The organism is Comamonas sp. B-9, assembly GCF_000410635.1.
Taxonomy (GTDB): Bacteria; Pseudomonadota; Gammaproteobacteria; order Burkholderiales; family Burkholderiaceae_C; genus Comamonas.
The window spans coordinates 1-10,928 of the sequence record NZ_KE148643.1; the positions used below are offsets into that span (position 1 = coordinate 1).

9 protein-coding genes and 1 pseudogene are annotated in these 10,928 nt (G+C 65.0%); 1 reads left to right on the plus strand and 9 read right to left on the minus strand.

Annotated elements, in window-relative coordinates; genetic code table 11:
- From H928_RS32530 to H928_RS0119675, 4 genes are all read right to left on the minus strand, one after another.
- Positions 1-183 (minus strand): hypothetical protein (locus tag H928_RS32530; protein ID WP_204366330.1); only part of this gene is annotated, 183 nt, incomplete at its 3' end.
- Positions 184-195: 12 nt separating this feature from the next.
- A complete protein-coding gene (locus H928_RS0119665; RefSeq protein ID WP_021028035.1) occupies positions 196-3,441 on the minus strand; it encodes an efflux RND transporter permease subunit in 3,246 nt (1,081 codons plus the stop codon).
- A 24-nt stretch (positions 3,442-3,465) separates the two neighbouring features.
- Positions 3,466-4,728, minus strand: coding sequence for an efflux RND transporter periplasmic adaptor subunit (locus tag H928_RS0119670; protein WP_027011151.1), 1,263 nt, complete (start codon positions 4,726-4,728; stop codon positions 3,466-3,468).
- Positions 4,729-4,944: 216 nt separating this feature from the next.
- On the minus strand, positions 4,945-5,796 hold the full coding sequence (locus tag H928_RS0119675) for an alpha/beta hydrolase (protein ID WP_021028037.1): 852 nt from the start codon (positions 5,794-5,796) through the stop codon (positions 4,945-4,947).
- A gap of 185 nt (positions 5,797-5,981) precedes the next feature.
- On the opposite strand from H928_RS0119675, the gene H928_RS0119680 reads away from it, so the two are divergent.
- Positions 5,982-6,896: a LysR family transcriptional regulator gene (locus H928_RS0119680; protein WP_021028038.1), complete on the plus strand. Its 915-nt coding sequence runs from the start codon at positions 5,982-5,984 to the stop codon at positions 6,894-6,896.
- Positions 6,897-6,906: 10 nt separating this feature from the next.
- On the opposite strand, the gene H928_RS0119685 is transcribed toward H928_RS0119680, so the two are convergent.
- The 5 genes and pseudogenes from H928_RS0119685 to H928_RS33665 form a co-directional block, all read right to left on the minus strand.
- Positions 6,907-7,704: a ferredoxin gene (locus H928_RS0119685; protein ID WP_021028039.1), complete on the minus strand. Its 798-nt coding sequence runs from the start codon at positions 7,702-7,704 to the stop codon at positions 6,907-6,909.
- Positions 7,697-8,488, minus strand: coding sequence for an ABC transporter ATP-binding protein (locus H928_RS0119690; RefSeq protein ID WP_021028040.1), 792 nt, complete (start codon positions 8,486-8,488; stop codon positions 7,697-7,699). The genes H928_RS0119685 and H928_RS0119690 overlap by 8 nt, the downstream gene beginning before the upstream one ends.
- Entirely contained in the window at positions 8,485-9,591 is a 1,107-nt protein-coding gene (locus tag H928_RS0119695) for an iron ABC transporter permease (RefSeq protein WP_021028041.1), read from the minus strand. Before H928_RS0119695 ends, H928_RS0119690 begins: the two co-directional genes overlap by 4 nt.
- Entirely contained in the window at positions 9,588-10,679 is a 1,092-nt protein-coding gene (locus H928_RS28855) for an ABC transporter substrate-binding protein (RefSeq protein WP_084635882.1), read from the minus strand. The genes H928_RS0119695 and H928_RS28855 overlap by 4 nt, the downstream gene beginning before the upstream one ends.
- A 13-nt stretch (positions 10,680-10,692) precedes the next feature.
- Positions 10,693-10,928 (minus strand): annotated as a pseudogene (locus H928_RS33665) (TonB-dependent receptor); the annotation flags it as partial.

Sequence of the window (10,928 nt, forward strand, 5' to 3'; positions counted from 1 at the left end):
GGGCACCGGCACGCCAGCGTTTTGCACAGCAGGCGGCAGCGCGGTGGCGCAACCGGCCAGCAGCAGGGCCGCTGCCAGCGGCGTGAGCAGTTTCAAGCGCAGCGGTGCCAGCGCGAGGCGCAGGCCCCGGCCCAGGGGCGCCTGACCGGTTTTGGCGTTGAAAGACATAGTCATTGCTTGCATGTTTTTCTTCTCTTATTCGTCATGTCCGCGAGCCGCGGCCAAGATGGGTTGGCCCGAGCCTGCGCCATGCACAGGTGCAGGGACCGGCGCCGTGATCGGGGCCACATGGGCGCCGTGTTGCTTGAGCGGGCGGTTGCCTGCCAGTTTGCGCAGCAGCACATAGAACACGGGGGTCAGGAAGAGACCAAAGGCGGTCACACCAATCATCCCGGCAAACACCGCCACACCCATGGCGCTGCGCATCTCGGCGCCGGCACCCTTGGACAGCACCAGCGGCAGCACGCCCATGATGAAGGCCATCGAGGTCATCAGGATGGGGCGCAGACGCAGGCGGCTGGCCTCGATCGCGGCCTGGATGGGAGAGCGTCCGGCAAATTCGAGCTCACGGGCAAACTCCACAATCAAGATGGCGTTCTTCGCCGATAGCCCCACCAGCACCACTAAGCCGATCTGGGTGAACACGTTGTTGTCGCCATGCGAGAGCCAGACACCGGTCATCGCGGCCAGCAAGCCCATTGGCACGATCAGCACAATCGCCAGCGGCAGGGTCAGGCTTTCATACTGCGCAGCCAGCACTAGGAAGACCAGCAGAATCGCCAGCGGGAAGACCAGCGCCGCCGAGTTGCCCGCCAGGATTTCCTGGTAGGTCAGCTCCGTCCATTCAAAGCCAATGCCCTGGGGCAAGGTCTCGCGAGCAATGCGCTCCACCGCTTCGCGGGCCTGGCCCGACGAGAAACCGGGGGCTGGTCCGCCATTGACGTCGGCCGACAGGAAGCCGTTGTAGCGCATCGCACGCTCTGGGCCAAAGCTGGGTTCGAGCTTCATCAGCGCGGACAGCGGCACCATCTCGCCGGTGGTCGAGCGCACCTTCAACGCGCCCACATCTTCGGCACGGGCGCGGAATCCCGCATCCGCCTGCACCCGCACGCTGTAGGTGCGGCCAAACTTGTTGAAGTCATTGGCGTACAGGCTGCCCAGGTAGATCTGCAGGGTCTCGAAGATATCGGTCACCGGCACACCGAGCTGGCGCGCCTTGGTGCGGTCGATATCGGCATAGAGCTGGGGCACATTGACCTGCCAGCTCGAGAAGATGCCGGTCAGTTCCGGCGTCTGGTAGGCCTTGGCCATGAAGGCCTTGACCGCGCCGTCCATCGCTTCGTAGCCGAGCGAGGCCCGGTCTTCGATCTGCAGCTTGAAGCCGCCCGTGGTGCCCAGACCCGACACCGGTGGCGGCGGGAACATGGCGATGAACGCATCCTGGATCTGGCCAAAGGCCTGGTTCAGCTGGCCGGCCACGGCGCCACCGCTTTGGTCAGCGCGGGTGCGCTCGGCAAAGGGCTTGAGCGAGACAAACACGATGCCGGAGTTCGAGCTGTTGGTGAAACCATTGATCGACAGACCGGGGAAGGCGATGGCGTCCTGCACATTGGGGTTCTCTTTGACGATATCGCCCATGCGCTTGATCACGTCTTCGGTGCGGTCCAGGGTTGCGCCATCGGGCAGCTGGGCAAAGCCCACCAGGTACTGCTTGTCCTGCGCGGGCACAAAGCCGCCGGGCACCATATGGAACAGGCCCCAGGTGGCGCCGACCAGCGCCAGGTAGACCACAAACATGCCAGCCTTGTGGCCAATCACGCGGCGCACGCCGCCACTGTAGGCTTCCGAGCCCCGGTGGAAGACGGCATTGAAGCGGCGGAAGAAGCCGCCCAGCACGCGGTCCATGCCACGGGTGAGCGCATCCTTGGGCTCGTCATGGCCTCGGAGCAGCAAGGCTGCCAGCGCTGGCGACAGGGTCAGCGAGTTGATGGCCGAGATCACCGTCGAGATGGCGATCGTCACCGCAAACTGCTTGTAGAACTGGCCGGTGAGGCCACTGATAAAGGCCAGCGGCACAAACACCGCAACCAGCACCAGCGCAATCGCAATGATGGGGCCCGAGACTTCGCGCATCGCCTGGTAGGTGGCTTCGCGCGGGCTCAGCCCCGCTTCAATGTTGCGCTCCACGTTCTCGACCACGACGATCGCATCGTCGACGACGATACCGATGGCCAGCACCAGGCCAAAGAGGCTGAGCGCATTGATCGAGAAGCCCAGCAGATGCAGCACCGCAAACGTACCCACGACCGACACCGGCACGGCCAGCAGCGGGATGATGGAGGCGCGCCAGGTTTGCAGGAACACAATCACCACCACAACGACCAGCGCAATGGCTTCGAGCAGGGTGTGGATCACCGAGTCGATGGAGGCGCGCACAAACTGGGTTGGGTCATAGGCAATGCGGAATTCCACGCCTTCAGGCATGTTCTTTTGCAGCTCGGCCATGGTGTTGCGCACGTTTTCCGAGATCTCGAGCGCATTGGAGCCAGGCGCCTGGAACACGCCCATACCCACCGCAGGTTCGTTGTTCAGCAGCGAGCGCAGCGAGTAATCTGCCGCACCCAGCTCCAGGCGGGCAATGTCACGCAGGCGCGTCACCGCACCGTCCGAGCCGGTCTTGACGATGATGTCGCCAAACTCTTCGGTGCTGGACAAACGGCCTTGGGCATTGATCGACAGCTGGGTGTCCACGCCAGGCAGACCCGGCGATGCACCCACCACGCCAGCAGCGGCTTGCACGTTCTGGCCACGGATGGCGGCCACCACATCGCTGGCCGACAGGCCGCGTTGGGCCACCTTTTGTGGGTCCAGCCAGGCGCGCATCGAGTAATCGCCGCCGCCAAAGATCTGCACCTGGCCGACACCCTGGATGCGCGCGAGGCGGTCCTTGACGTTGAGCACGGCGTAGTTGCGCAGGTAGTCGATGTCATAGCGGCCATTGGGCGAGACCATGTGCACGACCATGGTGATGTCGGGCGAACTCTTGACTGTCGTCACGCCCAGGCGGCGCACTTCTTCGGGCAGGCGCGGCTCGGCTTGCGAGACGCGGTTTTGCACCAGCTGCTGGGCCTTGTCCGGGTCGGTGCCCAGCTTGAAGGTCACGGTCAGGGTCATCACACCATCGGTGGTGGCCTGGCTGCCCATGTAGAGCATGCCTTCGACACCGTTGATGGATTCTTCGAGGGGCGTGGCCACGGTTTCGGCGATCACCTTGGGGTTGGCGCCGGGGTACTGGGCGCGCACCACCACCGAGGGCGGCACCACCTCGGGGTACTCCGAGATGGGCAAGGCCCGCATGGCAATCAGCCCTGCCAGAAAGATCAGCAGCGACAGCACACCCGCAAAGATCGGGCGGTCGATGAAAAATCGGGATAAATTCATACGCTTGGCTTTTTTGTTATCGGTTTAGGCGGCGGGCTTGGAGCCATCGTTGGCTGCCTGCTGCGCATCGCCCTTGAGCTCGGGTTTGAGCTCGGACTTGCTGGACATGGGCACATCCTGCGGCGCCACCACGGCGCCGGGCCGCACGCGCTGCAGGCCGTTGACCACAATGCGCTCGCCGGCCTTGAGGCCCGAGGTCACCAGGCGCAGGCCCTCAAACGGCGCGCCCAGCTGCACTTCGCGGTACTCGGCCTTGTTGCCCTCGCCCACCACCAGCACAAACTTCTTGCTCTGGTCCGTGCCCACGGCACGCTCATTGATCAGCAGCGCCTGCTGGCTGTGGGGCTGGCCCATGCGCACGCGGGCAAACTGGCCGGCCATCAGCGCGCCATCGGCGTTGTCAAATACCGCACGCACCCGCACCGTGCCGCTGCGCGCATCGACCTGGTTGTCAATCAGCTGCAGGTGGCCGTTGTAGGGCGTGGCGCCGCTGGTGCCCACCCCCATCTGCACGGGAATGCTCTCGATCAGCGCGCGCGCGCTCTTGCCCTGGCGCAGGCCTTGCAGCGCGTTCGTCACGATCTGCTCGTCGGCATCAAAGCTGGCGTACATGGGGTTGACGGAGACCAGGGTCGTCAGCACCGGTGCGCCGGCACCGGCACTGACCAGGTTGCCCACGGTCACATCGATGCGGCCCATGCGCCCAGCCACGGGTGCGCGCACCTGGGTGTAGCCCAGGTTGAGCTTGGCCGTTTGCAGTGCGGCCTGGGCTGCGCGCAGGTTGGCGTCTGCTTCGCGGCGGGCGTTGGTGCGCTCGTCCAGTTCCTTTTGCGCAATGGCGCGCTCTTCCCACAGACGGGCAGCACGCTCGGCTTCGCTTTGCGAATAGCCCATGCGCGCCTTCGCCGCCACCACCTGGGCTTCGGCGCGATCTACTTCGGCGGCATAAGGGGCCGGGTCCACCGTGAAAAGCAGATCACCCGCCTTGACCAGGGCGCCCTCCTTGAAGTGCCCCGCCTGCAGCGCGCCCGCCACACGGGGGCGCACATCAACGCGCTGCACGGCTTCGAGCCGGCCGGAGAATTCGTCCCACAGCTGCACGTCCTGCTGCAGAACCTGGGCGACGGAGACCGGCATTGCCGGCGGCGCTGCGGCCTCGGCCGGGGCGCTCGCGTGCGAGCTTTGCAGGCCCAGCGCGGTGCCGCCTGCTGCCACCACGGCGGCTGCCAGTCCGATGGCCGTCCACCAGCGGCGTTGAGGGGAAGTCGAAGTTTTGTTGTTGCTCATGGCCAAGTCCTGATGTGTGCGTGAATCGTTTTTGAGGTTTCTTGCGGCAACGGCATGCCCCTGCGGCTACAAAAGCCGACAGAAAATCCTTGCCCATCCGGCAATGCGTTGCGAGAAAGCGTTTTTAAAGGGTGGTGAAGGCGCAGCCGCCCGCCGCCGCTCCCCGGGCTTTACCGGAGAGTGGCGCAGCTCTTGCCTTGCGCTTCGTTCAGGGGATCAGGCTTGCGCCCGACATCGGGATGTCTCGAAGAAAAGTGCCAGTTGTTCCAGCACTGCCCCGGCACAGGGACAGGGCTCGGGAGCACGGGGCTCGAGCAATGCATCGGGCCACTGTTGCGCGACCTTGAATACATGCTGCTGCACCAGATGACCGGCTGCCTGCAGGCGGCTGGCATAAGCCAGTGCCTCGTCATGCATCGGGTCTTCATCGCCCACCATGATGAGCGTTGCCGGCAGCCCAGCCAGGCGCTGTGCCATCGCAGGCACGGCGTAGGGATGGATGCCGTCATAGGTGCAGCCCAGGAACTTGCTCCAGCCCTCGGCCCATTTGCATTCCGTCGCATCGCCATTGGCAGCGCGAAGCGATGCCGTGCCAGCGCAGGGATTGAGCATGGGTGAGAGCAGGATCTGCCCTGCCAGCGGCGGATGGCGTTGATCACGCGCCATCAGACACACGCCGGCAGCCAGGTTGGCGCCCGCCTCCTCACCAGCCACATACATCGGCGCACCTTTGCCGGCAAGGCGTGTGCGATGTTTGTAGCTCCACTGGAGCATTTCATATCCGATCTCCAATGGACGCGGAAATGGATGCTCAGGTGAGAGCGGGTACGCCACCGACACCACACGGGCACCTGCTGAGGCCAGCAGACCCGCCACGGTGCAGCCACTGTCCAGATCGCCTTCGACAAAAGCGCCGCCATGAAAATGCAGCACCAAGGGCGAAGGCTCGCCCGACTTGCCCTTGCTACCGTACAGGCGCACGGCCACCGACTCGCCTGACGCCGTCGGAGCGACGGTGTCGATGAAGTCAGGAGCCGGTGAACGGGTTTTTACGGTGGTGTCAGACATAAGCTAGCCCGGTGGAAAGTAGGCATGGGGTAAATGTAGTTGCGTTGCTGCAACCGATCAATCCGCAAATTATGGCCGCACTATTTCCAAATCAGGAACAATGGCATGATCTTTGGCGTGTGAGAATCCACCTACTTTTGGCGCGCGCGTGCGCGACAGTGCAAGCACAGTGCAAGGAGAGGCAGATGGATCAGATACAGGCAATGCGGGTGTTCGCGCGGGTCGTGGAGTCGGGCACGTTCACGCTTGCGGCCTCGTCGCTGCAGCTGCCCAAGGCCAGTGTGACCAAGCATGTGCAGGCGCTGGAAGACCGGCTGCGGGTCAAGCTGCTCAACCGCACCACGCGCCGCGTGACGGTGACCACCGATGGCGCCGCCTACTACGACCGTGCCGTGCGGCTGCTGAGCGATTTTGATGAGCTCGAGGCCAGCATGAGCCAGGTGCGCGCCACGCCGCGCGGGCGCCTGCGTGTCGATGTCGGCACCTCCATCGCCCGGATGCTGATCATCCCGCAGCTGGCCTCCTTCCAGGCGCGCTACCCCGATATCCAGATCGACCTGGGCGTGACCGACCGCACCGTGGATCTGATTGCCGACAATGTGGACTGCGTGATCCGGGGCGGCGAGCTGAGCGACCAGTCGCTGGTGGCGCGCCGCGTCGGCAATCTGGAGTTCTTGACCATGGCCTCGCCCGCCTACCTGCAGCGCCACGGCACGCCCCAGCATCCGCGCGATCTGGAAAACGGCCACAACAGTGTGATTTTCTTCTCGCCCGTGGCCCAGCGCCGCTATCCGCTGGAGTTTCAGCACAACGGCGAGGTCATCGAGATGACCAACCCCTCAACCTTGGCCGTGAACGAAGCCAATGCCTATACCACCAGCCTGCTCAGCGGCCAGGGCGTGGGACAGATCACCAGCTACCAGGCGCGTGAATACCTGAAAAGCGGTGAGCTGGTACAGATCCTGCCGGAGTGGACCCAGCCCCTGCTGCCGGTCTATGTGGTCTACCCGCCCAACTCCCATTTGAGTGCCAAGGTGCGGGCCTTTGTCGACTGGGTGGTGGAGATTTTTGCGGCCGATCCGCTGCTGCAGTGCAAATAGCGCACTGCGCTCATTGGTCTGGATCGTTGTCGGGCGGAGGCAGGCGGAGCGTATGCACCCGGTGCGCCGCACAGGCTTCGCTGCCCTCCATGTGGCTCTTGAGCACCGGCACCAGGCTGTCTTCATCCAGATGGCCGTACCAGACGCCTTCGGGATAGACAATCATCAGCGGCCCCTGGTTGCAGGGGTACTGACAGCTGGTCTGCAGCAGCTGCAGCTGTTGTTTGAGGGGCGCACTGGCCTGCACCGCCTGGCTCAGCCGAGGCCATAACGCTGCAGCCCCTTTGGCGACGCAGCGCGGCCCCATGCACCACAGCACATGGCGCTGGTGGGTGGGCACGGTGCTCCAGGCGACGGGGTCGGTTTGCCAGCCCTCTTCGCCCTCCTCGGCCACCACATCCGGCTGTGCCGTAGCGAGCGCCAGGTGGTTCAGCAAGGCCGGCACCAGGCCCTCCCACTGCAGCAGAGGCTGCGCAAATACCAGCTGGGGCCGGGCATCTTCGGGCTGGCTGGCGAGCCAGCGCATGGCGAGCTTTTGCAGCCAGCGCCGCAGTGCGGGCTCATCAGGCACCATGGTGGGTTGGATGACGATGGTCTGCTGCGCCAGATCGCCTGGCGCAAGTGCAGCGCTCAGGCTGTCCAACGCCTCGGGCAAGGCCGGCTGGTTGCGGTCCACAAAGGCCAGTTGCATTGGCAGGCCCGGGTCGGCCTGCTGGCAGGCCTGCAGCAAGGCCTGCAATTCGTTCTTGGCGGCAGACCCCAGTCCGCCCCGGCCCAGCAGCAACAAGGCATCGGGTTTTTTAGCCATGGGGCTTGTCCATCCAGTAGCTCACACGCGCCTTGTCCAGGCGCGGATGGCGGTCTACCAGCGCCTCGACCTGGAACACGCGTGCAATGGTGGCTGGCGTCAGCACCTGCTCGGGCGCGCCTTCGGCCTCGATCGCGCCGGCCTGCATCACATAGATGCGGTCGCAGAACTGCGCGGCCAGGTTCAGGTCATGCACCACGATCAGCACGGTGCAGCCCGAGGCACGCACCAGGCTGAGCAGCTCCAGCTGGAACTGGATATCCAGGTGGTTGGTGGGCTCGTCCAGAAACAGCAGCTGCGGCTGCTGGGCCAGCGCACGGGCCAGCAGCACGCGCTGGCGCTCACCACCTGAGAGCGAAGACAGCGGATGGTCAGCCAGGCTGCTGGCCCGCACCTGCGCCAGGCAGGCGCTGACAACGGCCTTGTCCTTGGCGCTGTCCCTCGCCCAGCGCGACTGGTGCGGGTAGCGGCCCATCATCACCAGCTCCTGCACCGTGCAGTCAAAGCCCAGGCCAGACTCCTGGCCCAGCACGGCCGCCTGCTGCGCAAACTGCCGGGCGCTCATCTGCCAGATGTCGCGGCCTTGCATTTCTATGCGGCCACCGGCCTGGGGCTGCAGCACGCGGTAGAGCATGCGCATCAAGGTCGATTTGCCGCAGCCATTGGGGCCCACCAGACCGACACATTCGCCCTGCGCTACCTGCAGGCTGGCCTGGCGCACGATCTGCGTGGCCTGGGCGCCGTGGCCGGCGGTCCAGGACAGTTGCTTGGCCGTCAGCATCATGCACTGCCTCCTGGCATCGCCGTAGTGCGGCGCCATAGCATCCAGATAAAGAAGGGCCCGCCAATCAGCGAAGTGATGACGCCCACCGGCAGCTCGCTGGGCGAAAACCAGGTGCGGGCCGCCAGATCGACCAGCACCAAGAAGCTCGCACCCATCAAGGCACTGACGGGCAAAACACGGCGGTGGTCACTGCCCACCAGCATGCGGGTGATATGGGGAATGACCAGGCCGACAAAACCGATGGCACCGCTGACTGCCACCATGGTGCCCGTCAGCAAGGACACCACCACAAACAATTGCAGGCGCAGGCTGGCGGTGTTCAACCCCAGGGTGGCAGCGCCCTCGTCGCCTATCAGCAAGGCATTGAGCTGGCGGGCGCAGAGCAGCAGCCACAGCAGGCCCAGGCCCAGCACGGCAGCGGGCAGGCCCAAGGCGCTCCACTGGGTCGCTGCCAGGCTGCCCAGGGTCCAGGTCAGCAAGGCGTTGGCCAGTTCGCGCTGGCCTGCCGTCAAGGTAATCAGGCTGGTCAGCCCCATCAGCATGTAGCCAATGGCCACGCCGCTCAGGATCAGCCGGGTCGCATGCAGGCGCCCCTGCTGCTGGGCCAGCGCATAGACCAGGGCCGTGGCCAGCAGCGCGCCAATAAAGGCGCCTGCGGTGATCGCATAGATGCCGGCCATCGCCAGGCTGCCATAGGCCAGCACCGAGACGGCACCCACCGATGCCCCCGAAGAAACGCCCAACATATAAGGATCAGCCAGCGGGTTGCGCACCATGGCCTGCATCACCACGCCGACCACAGCCAAGCCGGCGCCCACCAGCGCTGCCAGCAGCACCCGGGGCATACGGACCATCCAGACAATCTGGTAGTGCTGCTGGCTGATGCCGCCCTGCCCTGCATCGGGCTGCCAGCCGCCGCCCAGCAATTGCTGGCTGACGACCGACCACACGCTGGAGGCCTGCAGCGATGCCGAGCCCCAGGTGATGGCGGCCAGCGCGCTGGCCAGCAACAGCGCCAAGAGCAGCAGCAGGCACAGCGCCAAAGACCAGGGCGCGCGCCGCTGGCGTTCATGCAGGCCGTCGCAGCCCGGCGCATGGCTCACGGCTTGGGCTCCGCTGCAGGCAGCCAGGGAACCAGGTCTACGGTGATGTGGCGATCCGGGTGCAAGGCAGCAGCCAGGCGCTGGGCCACATGCACATTGCGCGGGCCCGGCGTGGCTTCGGCATAGCTGATGACAAAAAAGCGCTGCTCGAGGATCGCAGACACTCCTGCCAGCTCCGGCTTGGCGCGCAGAAAATCGATCTTGCCCTGAGCGCTGGGTCGGCCGTAGTCGATGATGATGATCCACTCGGGGTCGCGGGTGATCACATCCTCCCAGTTGCCCTTGGGCCAGTTGCTGGCGATGTCGGCAAAGATATTGCTGCCGCCGGCCGCATCGATCATGGCCTGGGGCATGCCAAAGCCGCCCACCGTGGTGGGGATCTTCTCGCCACTGTCAAACACAAAGACGCGCGGTTGCTGCCTGTTGCCGTGCATCTGCGCGGCCAGCTGGTCGATCGAGGCCTGTAGCTTGGCAATCTGCTTCTGCGCCTGGGGCTCGATGTCAAAGATGCGCGCCACATTGCGCAGATCCGCCAAGGTGTCGCCCAGCGCCACACGCTCGCGCTTTTGCACATGGATGCAGGACTCGGACAGCACATAGCTGGCCACGCCATGCTGGGCCAGCAGCTCGGGCGTCACCCCGCCAGGGCGAAAGCCATAGCTCCAGCCGCCAAACACAAAGTCGGCGCGGGCCTCGAGCATGTTTTCCAGGTTCATGTCCTGCGACGACAGCTTGGGCACCTTGGCCAGCTGGGCCATCAGCTCGGGGCTGATTTCCTTGCGCGACGGTATGCCCGAGTAGCCGACCAGCCTGGGCCCCAGGCCCAGAAACAGGAACATCTCGGTGATGTTCACATCGTGCGTGATGGCGCGCTGCGGCACCCGGTCATAGCGCTGGGGCTGGCCGCAGACATCGATCACAAGAGGGGTGGCCCGCAGCCCTGGTTCAGCCGCAGGCGCAGCAGCCACTGGAGCCGGTGCTGTGCCGCCGGTGGCGCCCTGCCCAGCGGGCTGGTCACAACCCAGCAGCGCGACGGCGGCGGCCGCCGCCAACGCATGCTGAAAGTACCTAAACGCGCGTCGTGTCATGCCTGGACCTTGCTTAGAAACGCAGATGGGCCATCAGCTCAAAGCTGCGACCGTTGCCCATCAGCCATTGCGAGCCGTAGGACGATGCAGCATAGCGTTTGTTGGTCAGGTTACGGCCAACGAGGTTCAAGGTGGTGCTGCGGTTGAGGTTCCAGCCCAGTACCGCATCGGCCACCGTGTAGGCGGGCAGCTGCGCGGTATTGGCATTGCTGGTGTAGCGGCTGGGCACATGGCGCCGGCCCAGCGAGG